Annotated in this window: 14 protein-coding genes; 4 read left to right on the forward strand and 10 right to left on the reverse strand. The window is 59.5% G+C overall.

Annotated elements, in window-relative coordinates; translation table 11 throughout:
• Nucleotides 1–65: 65 nt before the first annotated feature.
• The gene (gene uvrC, locus VHB22_RS05330) at nt 66–2072 is read right to left on the reverse strand and encodes an excinuclease ABC subunit UvrC (RefSeq protein WP_325455922.1); all 2007 of its coding nucleotides are present in this window, start codon (nt 2070–2072) and stop codon (nt 66–68) included.
• Between the two features lie 132 nt (nt 2073–2204).
• Here uvrC and VHB22_RS05335 point away from each other — a divergent pair, with 132 nt between their 5' ends.
• Nucleotides 2205–3173: a hypothetical protein gene (locus VHB22_RS05335; RefSeq protein ID WP_325455923.1), complete on the forward strand. Its 969-nt coding sequence runs from the start codon at nt 2205–2207 to the stop codon at nt 3171–3173.
• 15 nt (nt 3174–3188) lie between these two features.
• Here the strand turns inward: VHB22_RS05335 and VHB22_RS05340 are convergent, their stop codons facing one another.
• The 3 genes from VHB22_RS05340 to VHB22_RS05350 form a co-directional block, all read right to left on the reverse strand.
• Nucleotides 3189–3968 (reverse strand): glucosaminidase domain-containing protein, encoded by a 780-nt coding sequence (locus VHB22_RS05340; protein ID WP_325455924.1) that lies wholly within the window; start codon nt 3966–3968, stop codon nt 3189–3191.
• A gap of 30 nt (nt 3969–3998) precedes the next feature.
• A complete protein-coding gene (locus tag VHB22_RS05345) occupies nt 3999–5180 on the reverse strand; it encodes a glucosaminidase domain-containing protein (RefSeq protein ID WP_325455925.1) in 1182 nt (393 codons plus the stop codon).
• Nucleotides 5181–5553: 373 nt separating this feature from the next.
• Nucleotides 5554–6294, reverse strand: a complete 741-nt coding sequence (locus tag VHB22_RS05350; protein WP_325455926.1) for an SDR family oxidoreductase — start codon at nt 6292–6294, stop codon at nt 5554–5556.
• Between the two features lie 361 nt (nt 6295–6655).
• Between VHB22_RS05350 and VHB22_RS05355 the strand changes: the two genes are divergently transcribed.
• On the forward strand, nt 6656–7423 hold the full coding sequence (locus VHB22_RS05355; RefSeq protein ID WP_325455927.1) for a TorF family putative porin: 768 nt from the start codon (nt 6656–6658) through the stop codon (nt 7421–7423).
• Between the two features lie 192 nt (nt 7424–7615).
• Nucleotides 7616–8368: a hypothetical protein gene (locus VHB22_RS05360; RefSeq protein ID WP_325455928.1), complete on the forward strand. Its 753-nt coding sequence runs from the start codon at nt 7616–7618 to the stop codon at nt 8366–8368.
• A 33-nt stretch (nt 8369–8401) separates the two neighbouring features.
• Here the strand turns inward: VHB22_RS05360 and VHB22_RS05365 are convergent, their stop codons facing one another.
• The gene (locus VHB22_RS05365) at nt 8402–9322 is read right to left on the reverse strand and encodes a ribonuclease T2 (protein ID WP_325455929.1); all 921 of its coding nucleotides are present in this window, start codon (nt 9320–9322) and stop codon (nt 8402–8404) included.
• Nucleotides 9323–9367: 45 nt separating this feature from the next.
• Nucleotides 9368–10771 (reverse strand): M20/M25/M40 family metallo-hydrolase, encoded by a 1404-nt coding sequence (locus tag VHB22_RS05370; protein WP_325455930.1) that lies wholly within the window; start codon nt 10769–10771, stop codon nt 9368–9370.
• A gap of 130 nt (nt 10772–10901) precedes the next feature.
• Here VHB22_RS05370 and ppdK point away from each other — a divergent pair, with 130 nt between their 5' ends.
• The gene (gene ppdK, locus VHB22_RS05375; RefSeq protein ID WP_325455931.1) at nt 10902–13619 is read left to right on the forward strand and encodes a pyruvate, phosphate dikinase; all 2718 of its coding nucleotides are present in this window, start codon (nt 10902–10904) and stop codon (nt 13617–13619) included.
• Here the strand turns inward: ppdK and VHB22_RS05380 are convergent, their stop codons facing one another.
• From VHB22_RS05380 to nadA, 4 genes are all read right to left on the reverse strand, one after another.
• Nucleotides 13620–13847, reverse strand: coding sequence for a hypothetical protein (locus VHB22_RS05380; RefSeq protein ID WP_325455932.1), 228 nt, complete (start codon nt 13845–13847; stop codon nt 13620–13622).
• Between the two features lie 77 nt (nt 13848–13924).
• A complete protein-coding gene (gene nadC / locus VHB22_RS05385) occupies nt 13925–14815 on the reverse strand; it encodes a carboxylating nicotinate-nucleotide diphosphorylase (protein WP_325455933.1) in 891 nt (296 codons plus the stop codon).
• Nucleotides 14812–16461 carry an L-aspartate oxidase gene (locus tag VHB22_RS05390; RefSeq protein ID WP_325455934.1) on the reverse strand — a complete coding sequence of 550 codons (1650 nt, stop codon included), beginning with the start codon at nt 16459–16461 and terminating at the stop codon, nt 14812–14814. Before VHB22_RS05390 ends, nadC begins: the two co-directional genes overlap by 4 nt.
• 32 nt (nt 16462–16493) lie before the next feature.
• Nucleotides 16494–17555, reverse strand: a complete 1062-nt coding sequence (gene nadA, locus VHB22_RS05395) for a quinolinate synthase NadA (protein ID WP_325455935.1) — start codon at nt 17553–17555, stop codon at nt 16494–16496.
• Between the last annotated feature and the right edge of the window lie 42 nt (nt 17556–17597).

The following is a 17597-nucleotide window of genomic DNA, read 5'->3' on the forward strand; positions in this document are numbered from 1 at the left end:
AGTGCCGCCAAAATAGGGCAACGCCTGTTGTGCTGGCCAGTGGCTTTTGCCCGCACGCAACGAACCTAGGCAGATCGCTCGTGGAAAAAATCGTAGATTTTCCTCGCCATATCTGCCGAGATCCCATTGACTGCCTTCAAGTCCTCGACGCCTGCGCGTGAAACGGCCTTTGCCGAGCCGAAATGCTTCAGAAGCGCGCGTTTGCGCGTCGGCCCCACGCCTTCGATCTCGTCAAGCGGATTGACCCCGAGCGATTTCGCGCGCTTGGCCCGGTGGGTGCCGATTGCGAAGCGATGGGCTTCGTCACGCAGGCGTTGCACGAAATATAGCACCGGGTCCTTGCTCTCCAGCATAATGGATTGCTCGCGTCCGGGGATGTGAAAGTGCTCGCGCCCGGCGTCGCGATCCGGCCCCTTGGCGACTCCGATCAACTGAATGTCGTGCAGTCCGAAGCCGGCTAATACTTCGCGGGCGATAGAAAGCTGGCCGAGGCCGCCATCGATCAAGACGAGGTCGGGCCTGTCGGGAAAGGCGCGCTCTTCCTCGCGATCCTGATCGGGCTCCGTCGGGGGCGTAGCCTGGGAGCCGCCCGTAGAATCAATTTCGGCGGCGATTTCCGAAACCTCGGTTTCGATCTCGGTCAAGACGTCGGCATCGGCGATGCGCTTGAAACGGCGGGTCAGGACTTCGCGCATCATCGCGTAGTCATCACCCGGCGTGATGTCCGGAGATTTGATATTGAATTTGCGATACTGACCTTTGACGAAGCCTTCCGGGCCCGCAACGATCATCGCGCCAACGGCATTCGTCCCCGCAATGTGGCTATTATCGAAGACTTCGATGCGTCGCGGCGGCGCTGATAAGCCGAAGCGGTCGGCAACACCTTCCAGTAAGCGGACTTGCGTCGAACTTTCCGCGAGCTTGCGGCCGAGGGCTTCGCGGGCATTGGTCAGCGCATGCTCGACGAGGCTTGATTTCGCGCCACGCGCCGGGACGTGTATTTCGACTTTCCGACCTGCTTTCGTCGACAGGGCTTCGGCGAGCAGGCCGCGGTTCGGCAGGTCATGGGAAATGAGGATGAGGCGCGGCACCGGCTTGTCGTCGTAGAACTGTGCGATGAAGCTATCGAGCACTTCCGGCGCTTCGAGTGAACGATCCGCTTTGGGGAAATAGGCGCGATTCCCCCAGTTTTGGCTCGTGCGGATGAAGAACACCTGGACGCAAGTCTGGCCGCCGTCTTGATGGGCAGCAAAGATGTCTGCTTCCTCGATGCCGTCGGGATTGATCGATTGATCGGCCGTGACGTGCGCGAGCGCCCAAAGCCGATTGCGGTATTTGGCAGCCGTTTCGAATTCGAGTTTCTCCGCCGCGTCCTGCATCAGCCGTTGATACATCTCGCGCACCGTCTGGCTTTCGCCATTCAGGAAGCGTTCGGCTTCGTCGACGAGGCCCTTGTAATCGGGGAGGGCGATTTCGCCCGTGCAAGGCGCCGAGCAGCGTTTGATCTGAAAGAGCAGGCAGGGCCGCGTCCGGCTCTCATAGACGCTGTCGGAACACGAGCGTAACAGGAACGCGCGTTGCAACATGTTGACCGTGCGATTGACGGCGCCCGCCGATGCAAATGGTCCGAAGTACTCGCCTTTCCGATTCCGGGCGCCGCGATGTTTCATGATGGCGGGCGCCGGATGATCGCGGGCGATGAGAATATAAGGGAATGACTTGTCGTCGCGCATCAGTACGTTGAAGCGCGGGCGGAAGCGTTTAATCAGATTGGCTTCGAGCAGCAGCGCCTCGGCTTCGGTATTGACGGTAACGAACTCCATCGATGCCGTGGCGAGGATCATGCGCGCGATGCGGTTCGTGTGACCGCTGAGCCTCGCGTAATTGGATACACGCGCCTTCAGGGACCGTGCTTTGCCGACGTATATTACGTCGCCGGCGACGTCGAGCATGCGGTAGACGCCCGGCGATTGCGGCAGCATTTTCAGATACCCGGCTACGACGTCCGCGCCGGTTTTGGGCGGCGTTTCGGGCGTTTTTTCGGGGCCGGTCTGGAGGTGGTTGTTAGTCATGGCGCACCTAAGATTGTGCTGACTTCCAGGTCAAGCAAGCCTGGCGCCGCGCGCCACAAAATCACCACCTCCGCGGGATGGTCTCGGGCCGATCAGCACATTGGAACGAGGGCAGATTTTGTTGGGGGTACCATGCGCTCGATTATCGCCATTTTGAGCTTCGCGCTCATCTTGTTCCTGCCCGGATCAGTCTTTGCAAAGCGGATCAAGGAAAGGCCGGTGAAGCCGTTCGCGAACAGTGCGGAATTGCTCAAGTGGATCAACGACTATCGCCATCACCCCGAGCCGCAGCGTGTGCCCGATGCGGTTAAGGCGGTGTCTGCGTTCGGGCTGATGAAGGATCCCGACCAATCGGGGATTTACATCGGATTTACTGCAGGGGCTATCGGAGCCAATCCGGATATTGCCGAGAAGCTTGTGACAAAGATGTTTCCTCTGCGTCCCGAAGACCAGGTGATTATTATCAAGGGCATCGCGTATTCCGGCCTGCCGAAGTGGCGACTGCTCATGAAAAAATTCGTCGAGCGGATGCCGGCGCGTAAGGATCTGATCGAAAAGTTTCTCTATGGCGATAAGCCAATCTTGACGGCGCTTTCCATTGAGAAGGATCCGACCGTCATTGATCTCAACTGGGGCTATTATTTCGCCACCGGCTGGGAAGCTCCGATCCGGCGCATAGTGGCTTCGCTCGCCTTGTCGCTCGACAAAGACAAGGTCGATACGTTGACGACCGGTGCAATGGCCAAGTGGACGCTTGCGCAGAATGCGTCGCGCGACAATGACCTTCTTATGATGCTCAAGAAAATTTCGAACGATAGCGATCCGAAAATCCGCAAACCGCTGGCGGAAGTGATCGATGCATCCGAAACGCTCGAACTTTCCCAACTTCGTAAGGATGCTCTCGCTTCAATCGAAGAGCTTAAAGCGAAAGGTTCGGAGAAGCTTCGGAACTACAATTGGTGGGGACAGGCGGGCCAGACTGTTCTGGCACTCGGCTGCGTCGCCGCCGGTGCGCTCGGTCAGGTCGAATTCGGCATTCCCTGCGTCGTCGGCGGAGCCGCTTCGACGGCCGCTCTCAACTACTTCAAGCCGACGCAGTAAACGACGGCTTGATAGTCAGCCGCTTTCTTTGGGATCGATTACGGCCGGCGGCGGCAGAGGGCCGCCTAAGCCCGCGGGCTGTGCCGGAAAATTTCGCCAGCGGCTAGCGGGTTGCGGCGCTGGTGGTACGATGTCTTGCGCGGCTTGTGTTTCCTGACCCGAGCAATAGTGTTCTTGGAACAAGCCAGCGATGAAATCGATCGATTTGCCGTAGTGCCGGTCGGTCGCCCAGCGGCGCGACAGGTCCCCAAAGGTAACGGGTCGGCCAAGCCGGTGCGATTGTTTGATGATGTCGTCCTGATTCTCGCGCGTGCGCCGCGCTATCGGCTGCGCAAGGTGCTCGCCGGAATAGGCGACGAGATGCTGAATCTGGGCATGAACGCCAGTCGCCACGTCTGGAAAACGCTCTCCCGGTGCGCCATGTCCCGTCGCGCCGATCCCTGCAAAGTTATTTTGCTTTTCGCTGACATCACCGCGCCGGCCGTTGCCCCGCCGGTATTTCAGGAAGTTGGTCTCGATTGCCATCTGGAAAAAAGCGTAGTCCCAACGCACGTGCCAGCCTTCGCCATAGAGCTTGTAAAAGCGGGCGATGTTGCGAAAGCGCGGATCAAGATGCGGGTTGCGCTCGGCAATGAACGACATCAGCCGATCCGGCGTCACGCACGCCGGAACCTGGTTCGTCGGACTGGTTCGGATCGGGGGTGCAGCCTCAGCCGGAACCGGCAGCGAGAACAATACTGCCGAGGTCAGCGTCACGGTGAGGATCCCGGAATGGCGGAGATGTGCTCGCGCCATTCGCGGGCGACCCTGCGGAGTCGACCTCACTCAACCATCCGGGCAAAGTTCGAAGGCTTTGTCGAGCGCCCGCGAAGGATTGGAGAACTGTCCGATTGTCTGACCACCCTTGGCGTAAGCTGCGATGTAGGCCTCCGCTTCACGCTTTTCCGAGCCTTCGTTGACATCGAGAACGGTATAGTTCTCCTGATGATCGGCGCGGGCCTTGATGATGACGGAGTGGCTTCCGCCGTAGCTCGCCGTCCAAACCTTGCACGTTGGCTTGGATGGAGAGAGCGTCATCGTCGACTTGGCGGTGATGCCGGGTAGAACCGATGACTTCGTACCTGCACCGAGAGCAGCAGTCTGTATCTTCTTCGCTTTTTTCTCGGCATGGCTCGGCGCGGAGTCAGCAGGACCACGCGTATCGGCGGTGTTAGAAACGCCTTCGGATGGAGCGGCGTTCAAGATCTTCACCGGCTGAGTTTGTTCCGGCTGAGGTTCACCGACGGCAACGGACGGCGCTTCGTCGGCCGGCGGGATCAACGATTCAGCGCCAAGGCTCGAACGGACGAATGATCCTGATTTGCGCGCTTCCTCGACGGCGCGGCGAGCGAGATCGGCGCCGGAAAGTTTTGTCGTCGGAGCGTCAGAGGCGTCATCGGCAAGGGCCACTTTCGGGTCCGTTGCGGTGTTGGACTGCGCCGGAGCAGCGCCGGGCCGCGCGAGCGCGAGCAATTCGGGATTGGGGTCCGGGCTTCGGCAAGGGCTTCCGTAGAAGGCTTCGGCAAGGCCCGCGATTTCGCGTGCATAACGGCGCGATGTCGGCGCCCACTGTCTGGCAAGCTGCTCGTAATTGATCGGCCCCTTGATGGACTTCTGCCAGGCCGTCAAAATTCCCCATTCCTGAACCTTGCGCGTGCGTTCCGCGACCGGATTGTCGAGATGTACGCCGGCATAGAGCAAGAGGTGCTGGAGATGGGCTTTGACGCCTGTCGCCACGTCGGGAAAGCTTTCTCCGGGAACGTGCCTGCCGGTCGCGCCAAGGCCAGCGAAATTGTTTTGGCTCGCCGAGACGTCGCCCTTGAACGATAGATTGCCCGTTTCGAGCATCATCTGGAAGAAGGCGATGTCCCATCGCATCTTCAACTCGTCGCCGATGCGCATGTAGTCGGCCGCGATCGTCGAGAAGCGCTCGTCGATGTTGCGATTGCGGCTGTCCAGGAAGGCCATCAATCGGCCTGGCGTTGCGCACGCTGGCACTCTGTTGGTCTTGCTGACTAGAACTTGTGGTAAGCCTGCCGCCGAGGCCGGCAGAGACGCGACGGCCAACGGTACGGCCGCAGCGATGGCGAACGCGAATTGCGCTCGAACGCGGCAAATCATGGATCCACCCATAACGACGCGGCACCCCTCGAAGAGCACCCAACAAAAACCAATTAAGGTTCGTAGGCGCTTAACGTTAAAAAAGTGTTGAGACCCCCCGTGAGTCTGGGACGAGGTTTGCCGATCAATGGGGCCGTAATTAGGGCCGAAGGCGGTCAGATTACGGCGAAGCCGCGTCTCGCCGTTACAACCTCGGTTTCGTTTTGCGTATCGTTTTGGATCAGGTCAGATGCTGGCCGCCGTCGAGCGCAATCATTTGACCGGTGAGCGACGGCGTCGCGAGGATGAACCGGACCGCCCGCGCTATTTCCTCTGCCGATGGCCCGCGCTTCAACAAGGTCGATTGCTTCTCGCGCTCGAAATCGTCGTCGGTCTGGTGAATGCTACGGAGGACAGGTCCCGGTCCGATGGCATTGACCCGAATGCGCGGCGCTAGCGCTTGAGCGAGGGTTCTCGTTGCTGTCCAGAGACCTGCTTTCGAGATCGTGTACGAGAAAAACTCCGGCGTCAGGTTCCAAACGCGCTGGTCGATGATGTTGATGATGTTGCCTTCAATGCCTTCGGGAAGACGTTTGGCCATGGCTTCGGATAGAAACACCGGCGCCTTCAGGTTGATGCACAAGTGCAGGTCCCAGGTCTCTTCGTCCAGATTGCCGATGCTATCGGGAAGGAACTCGGATGCGTTGTTGATGAGTGTGGTAAGCGGCCCGAGCTTATCTTCGACGCTGGCGACGAGATGGTTGAGGGCGTGCCGGCTGGCTAGGTCGGCTTGAAAAGTTTGGGCCCGTCCGCCCCGCTCTTCTATCTCCTTCACGAGCGCTTCGGCTTCGACTGATGACCGACGATAGTGAACGGCGACGGCTCGGCCCGTTGCGGCGAGGTCAATGGCGACTGCTCGCCCGATGCGACGGGCAGCTCCCGTGATCAGAGCGGTGCCGGCTGGCTTAGATGCTGGGCTCATGCGTGCGAGTTAGCAGAATCGACGTGCAAAATCATGCTGACTGCGGTGTCGCGCCGTGGCCTCTGCAACTTTGGCGCTCGATTAATTCCACAACGATGGTGGATTTTTGTGATGCCTGCATATGTTCAGGGCGAGGTGCGGTGCACAACTTGCCTATTTTCAGGGCAAATTCGGGCGGTGTCGGCCAATTATCACGTCATCGTTGCCAACGAGTGACAGCCCGCGATCAAGTCCGGGTTCTGCATTCCTAAACACTTGTGCGCACACGTCGGAATGGCTTTTCTGCGTCGAGAGCGGTGAGAATCGAGGGGTCCGCAAGGGCGGGTGCTGCGAACCGCACATCTGGGACGGGGGTTGCCTTATGACGAATATCAAAAGTTTCTTGGGTGCAGCTGGGGTTGCTGCCCTTGCTACGCTGGCCATGTCTACAGCCGCGCTCGCCGATGACGATGGAGATCGTAAATTCGGTTATTCGATCACTCTTTCGGGTGTCAGCGATTATCTCTTCCGCGGCGTATCGCTCACGGATAACAAGCCGGCGTTCCAGCCGTTCGTCGAGTTTACATATGGTATCGCTTACCTCGATTTCTGGGGATCGAACGTAGACAACGGCATAGGCGATCCATTTGAAATGGATATCTATGCGGGTATCCGTCCGACCACAGGGCCGATCAGCTGGGATATCGGTGCGCTGTATTACACCAACCCCGACAATTCTGCGGGCTGGGGTGCAACGGACTACTTCGAATTCAAGGTCGGCGCGTCGGTGTCGCCGGTCAAGAACCTGACTTTAGGCGTCACCGGCTATATTACGCCTGACCAGAGAAACTACGTTCTGACTGAAACGATCGAAGGTTTGGTCAGCTACGAGCTGCCACAATTCGCGATGTTCACGCCAACGGTCAGCGGCGGCGTCGGTTATACCAATGCCGACGATGCGCCAGGTTTCTTTGCTGTGGGTAGAGACAACTACACTTACTGGAATGCCGGTTTGAAGCTGTCTGTCGATAAGTATTTCATGGACTTCCGTTATTGGGATACCGACCTTCCCGATGTCGTCAGCGCGAACGGCACTCATCACTTGGCCGACGGACGCTTTTTGTTCACCGCTGGCGTGAACCTTCCCTAGCGTTTCTAAGTTCTCCCTCTGAATACTCCCGACTACATCGCCGGGGCCCTCGTTGGCCCCGGTTCTTTGTTTTGCGGGATCGTTTGCCGCCGCGAGCAGACTTTTTCACAGGCTCCCTCAAGGTGGCGCTTGCACGAGCGTGCAACTCACGACAGAAAAGTTGTGCGAAGCATTTTATGGACGGCATCCGGCTTGGCTTGGACAATCGCCATTTTTGTCCTTTTGACCGTTGTAGCCGCGGCGGCCGTTCTCGCGCCTCGCCTGCTGCCACGTAACGTCACCGTCGACGATGTGCCCGATCGACCTCGCGCTTTCGGTCGCGAAATGTCATGGCTCGCGGTGCAAACCGACGATGTGCCGCGTCTCGCTGCAGTGCTTGGTCTTGCCGATCTCAGCGTCGCGAACTGGAATTCGGGACTCGGCGCCATCTACGATCTTGAGCTAGCCGATTCCTTCGTTTTTATTTCTCCGCCAATTCGTGGGTGGACGCTTGTTGCCAGCGTGGCGCTGCCGCTCCCGGCAGGCGGAACATTTGTCGATAAAATGTCGCCATTGCTGCACCGGCTGTCCGGGCACTTCTCTCATTTCCAATACTTTGCGACATTTCCGATTATTGATTTCTATGCTTGGGCAAAGTTCGACGGGGACTCTATCGTGCGAGCGTTTGCGGCAGGCGATGGTGGAACGATTTGGGACTTGGGACGGTCGACGATCGAAGAACGCCGGTTGGGGCTTTCGATGTTCGAGGTGAGAGGAATCCGGGACCGGCAGGGCGATATCGGCGGATCTCTGGACCTGCATCCGACCGAAGATCATGTGCTGGGCGTCGCCAGCGGTTGGAGCGTCAACCCGATGTCGATCGAAAGCCTGGTTGATCAGGGAACCGGCTGGGTCGCTTACGCGCCGCAATCCTGGCGCGCGGAGCGGTCGCGTGCAGCGGCTTAAATAGACGATCCGGCGATTGCGAGCCGTTGGACCCTACTCGTTCTGCCGGCTGTAGTCGTAGTTCATGCGCGGGCCGGGAAGCGGCGACTGCCGGTCAATGCGTCCAGGAGCAGGCATATTTCGGCGATCAGGTGCTTCCTCTCGCACCGTCGAACGTGTCGGAGGTACCGAGACGCGCTCAGCTGAGCAGAGCTTCCTCTGATTTTCATTATGTCCGCAGGAACGCGGCTGACCGTTCTTCGAGAAACAGATGCGAACTTCCTTCAGTCCTTTGCTTGCGCCGCCGCAGACGATTGCGATCATATCCGGTTTGAGCTGAGGATTGGTGCGCAAGAAGGCACTGCGAATGTCCGAGGGCGACAAATATTGTTCGTCCAACGGATTGCGGAACTGTTGCGGAATATCGATGGTGTCGAATAACCGGTGCGCGGTTGCGAAATACTGCGCAGGATCAAGCCCCGAGCAGGTGCCATGCGTGCGATACTCATGAACAACGAGGCCGCGGCTCGGCATGATGTCCTGCATGTTGGTGATGACGGACTCCGGAACGAAGGGCCGACGCGGCAAGCGGCACGACGACGGATATCCGTAGTCGTATTGCGGCCAAAGTCCGTGTAGCACGAACGAATAGCGGCGGCCGTCGCGCCGGTTGCATTGGGCGTTGTCGTCCTCGCCTCTGTCGGCGCAGTAGGACGGGCTCCAAGAGAGCACGAGCGCATAGTAGTCGAATTGGCCGGGGACGCCCTCGTCGCGGTTGTTGCCGTAGTTGCGACGGTATCCATCGCCGCTGCTGTAACCATTGCCACTCGGGGTATTGTTCGTCTGAACATTTCCGGCTGGACCGGTGGTGGTGCCGCTCGACAATCTCCCGCTTTGACGGGTGGCGAGATGCACGCCAAATCCGATGACAAGCGCGAAAACCAGTGCGGTCAGAAGAAGGTGTGGTTTGAGCATTCGGATCTCGATAGCCAATTCCAAAAAGCTGCGCCGGGCTGGCGATCAGGCTGCGGCCGGTGCCAATGCGGAGAGGATTCGCGCCCAGCTCCGCGCACCCTTTTCGAAGCTCCGCACGTTATATTTCTCATTCGGAGAGTGGATACGGTCGTCGTCGAGACCGAAGCCGATCAGTAGGCTATCCATGCCGAGCGCATCTCGGAACGACGTGACAATTGGAATGGACGCGCCGCTACCCATCAGGACTGCGGGCTTTCCCCATTCGTCTTGAAGGGCCTTGGCGGCGGCTTGCATGGGCTGGCTCGTGGTGTCGAAGCTCACGCCTGCCGAGCCATGATGTCCGAGCCACGTCGCCGTGCAATCGGCCGGTAGAATCTTTGCGACGTAGTCATGGACCGCTTTCATGATCTTGTCGGGGTCCTGTCCAGGCACGAGCCGGCAGGTGATTTTTACCGAAGCCTTCGCCGGGATAATGGTCTTCGATCCCACTCCCTGGTAGCCGCCCGTTATACCGTTGAATTCCAGCGTCGGGCGCGACCAGAGTTGCTCGATGACGGTGCGGCCTTGCTCGCCCGCGGGCGTTGTCAATCCGACTGCGCCAAGAAATGAAGCCGCCCTGAGACCGAGAGATTTCCACTGTGCGAGTTGCTCGGGCGCCGGATCCTGAACGCCGTCATAAAAACCCGGAACGGCAACGCGGCCGGTGTCGTCGTGGAGTGCGGCGACCACTTTGGTGAGAGCACGGATCGGATTGATGACAGGACCGCCGTATATGCCGGAGTGGAGGTCGCGCGACGGCCCGTTGATCACGAGCTCGTCGCCAACGAGGCCGCGCAGCATCGTCGTGATGGCCGGCGTGTCTTTGTCCCACTGGCCGGTATCGCAAACGAGGACGAGATCGGCTTTCAGCTCATCTCCGTGCTCGGCAAGAAACTGCGGCAGCGACGGTGATCCGCACTCTTCTTCGCCTTCGATCAGAACAGACACAGCGATTGGGAGTTGCCCCGCGACTTTCATCCATGCGCGCGCCGCTTCGAAGAAGGTCATCAACTGACCTTTGTTATCTTCAGCGCCGCGCGCGACGATGACCTCACCGTTGGCCGTGTCTGTTGCGATGCGCGGTTCAAAGGGCGGAGATTTCCAAAGATCGAGCGGATCCGGCGGCTGCACGTCGTAGTGGCCGTAGAAAAGGACGTGCGGTACTGAGGGATCGCGTTTTGCACGATCATGGGCCACAACCATCGGATGGCCGCTTGTTGGCACAACTTTAGAGTCCGCGAAGCCAATGTCCTTCAGAGTCCTCGCGCACCATTCGGCGGCTTTGCCGCAGCTTTCCTTGTACGCTGGGTCCGTCGATACGCTGTCTATCCGCAAGAGTTCGAACAAGCGGTCGAGCCCTGCAGCTTTCGATTGACCAAGAGTGTCGAGAACGGTTTCAAGCGCGGCCATCGTGATAAACTTCCCATAATTTCGTCGAGCGAAGCGCGCGGGGCGTTCCGCTAGGAATGCGCGGCTCCATTTGCTATGGCACGTCTCCTGACGCGGATCATGGCAGCATGAAGACCGCACCGGAGGTCTGATGGCACAGCCGGACAATAACGGCAAAAAGAAATGGGTTTACGCATTTGCCCCCGGCAAGGCGGAAGGCGGCGCCGATATGGCGGAGCGGCTCGGCGGCAAAGGCGCAAATCTCGCAGAGATGGCCATGCTCGGGCTCTCCGTGCCGCCCGGATTTACGATTACGACGGAGGTTTGTGAGGCTTTTTTCGCGGCGGGCAATCAATTGCCCGAAGCGTTGAAGGATGACGTGCTACGGGCTCTGGACGTGGTGGGAGATACGGTCAACGCGCGTTTCGGCGATGAGACGCGGCCGCTGCTCGTGTCGGTCCGGTCAGGCTCGCGTGCGTCTATGCCCGGGATGATGGATACGATCCTCAACCTTGGTCTTAACGACAAGACTGTAGAGGGGCTCGCCGCATTAACGGGTGACCCGCGCTTTGCTTTCGATAGCTATCGCCGTTTCATTCAAATGTATGGCGATGTGGTGCTTGGCGTCGACCATGGCGCCTTCGAAGACATTCTCGAAAATTTCAAGAACCTCAACGGCTATGCGGCCGATACCGATCTCGATGAAGAATCCTGGCGCGAGATCATCGCTGAGTACAAAGCCGCGATCGAGCGCGAGCACGGCGCGCCGTTTCCGCAGGATACCGGCGAGCAACTGTGGGGCGCCATCGCGGCGGTGTTCGATTCCTGGCACAATCCACGCGCTGAGACGTATCGGCGCTTGCACGATATTCCCGACGATTGGGGTACGGCTGTTACCGTGCAGGCGATGGTGTTCGGCAACCTTGGAAATAACTCTGCGACAGGCGTCGCCTTCACACGCAATCCCTCGACGGGTGAAAAAGAAATTTTCGGCGAATACCTGCCCAATGCGCAGGGCGAGGATGTCGTCGCCGGAATTCGCACGCCGCAACCGCTGACCAGGAAAAGTGCGCGCGAAGCGCCCGAAACGTCGCTCGAACTTACGATGCCCGAGGCGTTCGCCGATCTCACGCGGATTTTCGACCGCCTGGAACGGCATTATCGCGACATGCAGGATGTCGAGTTCACGGTTCAGCTCGGCAAGCTTTGGATTTTGCAAACGCGTTCCGGAAAGCGAACGACGGAAGCTGCGCTCAAGATTGCAGTCGATCTTGCGGCTGAGGGGTTGATCAGTAAGGACGAGGCGATCCTCCGTATCGAGCCGACGCAGCTCGACCAGCTTTTGCATCCAGCGATCGATCCGTCGGCCGAACACGATCTGATCGCACGGGGGTTGCCTGCGTCTCCGGGCGCGGCCTCCGGTGAGATTGTATTCCACGCAGAGATGGCGGAAGCCCTCAAGGCGAAAGGCAGAGACGTTATTCTCGTTCGTTCGGAGACGAGCCCAGAGGACGTGCACGGGATGCACGCCGCTGTCGGTATCCTGACTGCGCGGGGTGGCATGACGAGCCATGCTGCTGTCGTGGCGCGCGGCATGGGACGGCCTTGTGTGTCGGGCGCTGGAACGCTCCGTATCGATGCCAACGCCGGAACGATGCGTGCAGGAGCGCGCATGTTTAAGTCGGGAGATATCATCTCGATCGACGGCAGCAGCGGGCGCGTCTACGCGGGCAAAGCAAAGATGTTGCCTCCACAGCTCTCCGGAACATTCGCTATCGTCATGGATTGGGCCGACCGTGCGCGAAGGATGAAGGTGCGCACCAACGCCGACACGCCCCGAGATGCGCGTCAGGCGCGCGAGTTTGGCGCCGAAGGCATTGGCCTTTGTCGGACAGAGCACATGTTTTTCGAGGAAGGACGTATTCTCGCCGTTCGCGAGATGATTTGCGCCGAGGACGAGGAAGGCCGCCAGCAAGCCCTCGACAAGCTGTTGCCCGTTCAGCGCGGCGATTTTGAGGAATTATTCGAGATCATGGCGGGTTTGCCGATCACCATCCGGTTGCTTGATCCGCCGCTGCACGAATTTCTTCCGCATGAAGATCGGGAAGCGGCGCAGGTTGCCGCGGCTCTTGGCATGGACCTGATGCGGCTCAAGAACCGCGTCGCTGAACTCGAAGAATTTAATCCGATGCTGGGGTTCCGAGGTTGCCGTCTCGGAATCAAATTTCCCGAAATCACCCGCATGCAGGTGCGTGCAATTTTCGAGGCGGCAACCAATGCGCAGAAGAGGACGGGCAGTGCCGTGCGTCCCGAAGTAATGATCCCGTTCGTTGCGTACCGGCGCGAGTTCGACGTTTTGCGTCAAGTCGTCGTCGAGACGGCCGAGGCCGTCGAACGGGAGACGGGAGTCGCTATTCCCTATGACGTCGGAACGATGATCGAGTTGCCACGAGCCGCGTTGCGGGCGGCAGATATCGTGAGCGGGCCGGCCGGGGCCGATTTCTTTTCCTTCGGAACCAATGATTTGACGCAGACGGCGCTCGGGCTGTCGCGCGACGATGCTGCGCCAATCCTGTCGAACTATCTTGAACACGAAGTTATTTCGACCGATCCATTCGTGACAATCGATCAGCGTGGCGTCGGTGAGCTCGTCAAAATCGGGGTCGAACGGGGCCGGGGGGCAAAGCCCGATCTGAAGACCGGGATATGCGGCGAACATGGTGGCGATCCGAAGTCGATTGCATTTTTCGAGGGGATCGATCTCGACTACGTTTCATGCTCGCCTTTTCGCGTGCCGATCGCTCGGCTCGCTGCGGCGCAGGCGGCAATCCGGCGTCGGACGAAACGCGTGCCGGACGGATCCGATTGATTACAGCGGGCCGTTCTCGCGGCGGTCGATGTCGTCGAGGCGCGGCTGGCGCGGGCGGGGGCCTTTGTTTTTAGGCGTCAACAGCAGCCAGACGACGAGCGGCGGCACCAGAAAGCTCCAGGCCATCCAATAGGACACGTCGCGGTTTTTGATCCCAGCCAGAATTGCGCCGAGCGCAGATGCCGTGATGGCGACCAGCCCCCAAAGAACGATCCATTGCATTGCCATGTGATGCCTTTCGTGATGTCCGGCCCAGACATCATGCGTTTAACCCGTTCCGGAGATGCCCACCGACTGTGGCGAATTCAAGCTTCAAGGATAGCTTGTTTTGGCGGGTTAAGGAAATCCAGCCCAAGATCGAGCACGGCCGCGGAATGCGTCAGCGCGCCGACCGAGATCAGATCGACGCCGGTTTCAGCGATTTTTCGAACCGTATCAAGGTTGACGCCGCCAGACGCTTCCGTAAGGCAGCGGCCGCCAACGATTTGCACGGCCTTCGAAAGCTCCGGCGGACCCATGTTGTCGAGCAGCACGCAGTCGATTTTTTCCTGCATTGCAATTTCAAGCTGGGCCAATGTATCGACTTCAACTTCGATTTTCGTCATATGTCCGACGGCGGCCCTGGCGGCGCGTATTGCGGCGGTGATGCTTCCGGCAGCAATGATGTGGTTGTCCTTGATCAGAACGGCGTCGAACAGTCCGGCGCGGTGATTGAAGCCGCCGCCGCATCGGACGGCGTATTTTTCGAACGCGCGCAAGCCGGGGGTGGTCTTGCGGGTGTCGACGATTTTCGCTCGTGTTCCCCGAATGGCGTCGACATAGCGGCTTGTAAGCGTCGCAATGCCGGAGAGGCGTCCGAGAAAGTTGAGCGCGACGCGTTCGGCGGTCAGCAGCGCTCGCGCATCGCCTGAGATGCGCGCAATCACGGCGCCCGGCTTCACTGCCTGGCCGTCATCAATTTCAATCGAGAAATACGTTTCGGGATCGACTGCGTCGAAAGCCGCTTTTGCGAGGGGCAGCCCTGAGATCACGCCGGGTTTACGAGCCGCGATGACTGCGTTCGCTTTGCTGCCGGATGGTACGGTCGCGTCGGTCGTAATATCTCCGGCGAGACCGAGGTCTTCATCGAGCGCAATGCGAACCGCTTCTTCCACCAGTCCCGGCGGCAGCGTGGGCAAAATGGGGCCTCTGCTCATGTTCGGCAGGCCATCGCGGGCATGGGATGCGCCGGCCGTTTCGGCGCGATGGCATCAAGATCGTCGATCGTGATGAACGTCCGATGCGCCAATGAGGGATTGCTCATTGGGTAATCCGAGCGGAAATGGCCGCCGCGGCTTTCCTTGCGCATCAATGCGGCGCCGGCAATAAGCCGTGCGGTCAGCACCATGTTGGAGAGGACAAGGTCTCCTGCGGCTTTTGCTTCGAGTTCTTTGAGTACGGCGAGCGCCAGCTTCAAACCTTTCGCCGAGCGTTGGACTCCGACATATTTCGTCATGATGGTGCGCAACGTCTGTGCAGCCTCTCTGCGCTTCGCTGTCGGCGTTGCACGCGTTCCGGAAATGCGCTTCGGGTGTACGAAATGCCCAACCCGATCATGTGGTATGAACGTCCGAATGTCTGCGGCAGCGCGCGCGCCGAAGACGACTGCTTCGAGAAGCGAATTCGAGGCGAGGCGATTCGCGCCGTGCAGGCCTGTGGAAGCGACTTCCCCAACGGCCCATAATCCTGCGAGGCTCGTGCGGCCGCGCAAGTCGGTTGCAATGCCGCCCATGTGATAGTGCTCGGCGGGGGCAACCGGGATCAGGTCGGTTGTTGGATCGATGCCGACGTTCCGGCAGTGGTTCCAGACCGTCGGAAATTCCTTTTCGAAGTGGGGGCCAATCGCTGTCCGGCAATCTAGGAAGACGCCGCGTCCGGCGTTCAGTTCATTGTAGACGGCCCGGGCGACGACGTCCCGCGGAGCCAGTTCTCCGCGAGGATCGACGGAGAGCATGAAGCGCTCGCCGTTTGAGTTGACGAGCGTCGCGCCTTCGCCGCGAAGCGCTTCTGTCGCAAGTGGCGCGGGGTCGATTCCGGCGTCTATTGCCGTCGGGTGAAACTGGACGAATTCAGGATCGGCGATGATCGCACCGGCGCGTGCCGCCATCGCAATCGCTTCGCCCTTGGCGTAGGAAGGGTTGGTCGTCAGCGCGAACAATGCGCCGACGCCGCCCGTCGCGAGTACGACTGCGGAAGCTGGCACGAAAACGTATGTGCCGTTTCCGAGCGCTTTCGGACGGATCAGACGAACGCCTTGCACACGGCCGTTCTGGGCGATGAGGTCGTCAGCCTCATAACCCTCAAGCACGCGGATGGAGGACGTATTGCGAACCGCGGCGATCAGTGCCTGCATTATAGCAGCGCCCGCCCGGTCGCCGGAGACGCGGACGACGCGTTTCTCGGAATGCGCGGCTTCCTTCGAGAGCACGTAATGGCCCGCAAGATCACGGTCGAAGGGTACGCCATAGCTTAGCAAATCGCGAATGCGATCCGGCCCTTCATCGGCGACAATGTGGGCGACCTGTGGATCGACGATGCCCGCGCCCGATTCGATCGTATCGGCCGCGTGTTTGTCCGTGCTGTCGCCTTCGCCGACGGCCGCAGCAATACCACCCTGCGCCCACATGCTCGATGCGCCCTCGCCGAGCGGCGCCGCGGCAATCACGGTGACGGGTAAAGGCGCGAGCTTCAACGCTGTGAAAAGTCCCGCCAGACCCGCACCGATGATGACGATGTCGCCGGGACCTGCTTCGCTCTCGAACGGTTTGAATGTACGAGGCTCGCGTCGATTTCGTGCTGCCATGGCATTGCCTCCCGGGCCGTCGCCCGAAAATGCTAGTTGGTCAGATTGACCATCCGCTCGACAGCGCGACGGGCACGATGAGCAACATCCGGATCAACCGTCACCTCGTGACGCATATTGACCAGACTGTCATAGATGTTTTCGAGACTAATCCGCTTCATATGCGGGCAGAGATTGCACGGGCGGATAAAATCAACGTCGGGAACTTCGACGGCCACGTTCGAGGCCATCGAGCATTCGGTGACGAGCATGACCTTGGCAGGCCGTTTGTCCTTCACCCACTGAATCATGCCCGAGGTCGAGCCGGTGAAGTCTGCCGCCGCGATGACGTCGGGCGGACACTCCGGGTGCGCGATGATCTTCAAGCCCGGCTCGTCGGCGCGCATGGCCTCAAGTTCTTCGCCCGTGAAGCGTTCGTGGACTTCGCAGGCACCTTTCCATGCGATGACTTCCACTTTGGTCTGCGACTGCACCCATTTCGCCAGATACTGATCTGGAATGCATAGCACGCGCGGAGCGCCGAGACTCTCGACGACTTTCACCGCGTTCGACGATGTGCAGGTGATATCGCATTCGGCCTTCACTGCCGCGGAGGTATTGACGTAGGTAACGATCGGTACGCCGGGATATGCTTCACGGAGCATACGCACATCTTCCGGAGTGATCGAGGAGGCGAGTGAACAACCTGCGCGCATGTCCGGAATGAGGACGGTTTTGTCTGGCGACAAGAGCTTCGAAGTTTCCGCCATGAAATGGACGCCCGCCTGCACGATAACCTTGGCATCCGTGCGTGCGGCTTCCTTTGCCAGTTGCAGCGAGTCACCGCGGAAATCTGCGACGCAGTGGAAGATCTCCGGCGTCATGTAATTGTGCGCGAGAATAACAGCGTTGCGCTGAGTCTTGAGTTCGTTGATCGCTTTGATGAGCGGCGCATAATGCGGCCATTCCATTGGCGTCACGATGTGCCGGACGCGCTGGTACAGCGGCGCCATCTCGGCTTCGAGCGCTTTCGACCACGTGTAAGCAGGCACGGCTATCGGGGCCTGGCTCGGAACGGACCGCGATTTTGCCGTTCTGACGAGGGTAGAAACCATTGACCTGCCTCCGATCAACGCTTAATATACTCTTGTCGAGCA

It is taken from the genome of Hyphomicrobium sp. (genome assembly GCF_035548195.1).
Classification (GTDB): Bacteria; Pseudomonadota; Alphaproteobacteria; order Rhizobiales; family Hyphomicrobiaceae; genus Hyphomicrobium_B.

Coding starts and splice junctions, on each gene's coding strand:
- uvrC (WP_325455922.1), bottom strand. CDS start 2,072: ATGACTAACAACCACCTCCAGACCGGCCCCGAAAAAACGCCCGAAACG.
- VHB22_RS05335 (WP_325455923.1), top strand. CDS start 2,205: ATGCGCTCGATTATCGCCATTTTGAGCTTCGCGCTCATCTTGTTCCTG.
- VHB22_RS05340 (WP_325455924.1), bottom strand. CDS start 3,968: ATGGCGCGAGCACATCTCCGCCATTCCGGGATCCTCACCGTGACGCTG.
- VHB22_RS05345 (WP_325455925.1), bottom strand. CDS start 5,180: ATGGCCTTCCTGGACAGCCGCAATCGCAACATCGACGAGCGCTTCTCG.
- VHB22_RS05350 (WP_325455926.1), bottom strand. CDS start 6,294: ATGAGCCCAGCATCTAAGCCAGCCGGCACCGCTCTGATCACGGGAGCT.
- VHB22_RS05355 (WP_325455927.1), top strand. CDS start 6,656: ATGACGAATATCAAAAGTTTCTTGGGTGCAGCTGGGGTTGCTGCCCTT.
- VHB22_RS05365 (WP_325455929.1), bottom strand. CDS start 9,322: ATGCTCAAACCACACCTTCTTCTGACCGCACTGGTTTTCGCGCTTGTC.
- VHB22_RS05370 (WP_325455930.1), bottom strand. CDS start 10,771: ATGGCCGCGCTTGAAACCGTTCTCGACACTCTTGGTCAATCGAAAGCT.
- ppdK (WP_325455931.1), top strand. CDS start 10,902: ATGGCACAGCCGGACAATAACGGCAAAAAGAAATGGGTTTACGCATTT.
- VHB22_RS05380 (WP_325455932.1), bottom strand. CDS start 13,847: ATGGCAATGCAATGGATCGTTCTTTGGGGGCTGGTCGCCATCACGGCA.
- nadC (WP_325455933.1), bottom strand. CDS start 14,815: ATGAGCAGAGGCCCCATTTTGCCCACGCTGCCGCCGGGACTGGTGGAA.
- VHB22_RS05390 (WP_325455934.1), bottom strand. CDS start 16,461: ATGGCAGCACGAAATCGACGCGAGCCTCGTACATTCAAACCGTTCGAG.
- nadA (WP_325455935.1), bottom strand. CDS start 17,555: ATGGTTTCTACCCTCGTCAGAACGGCAAAATCGCGGTCCGTTCCGAGC.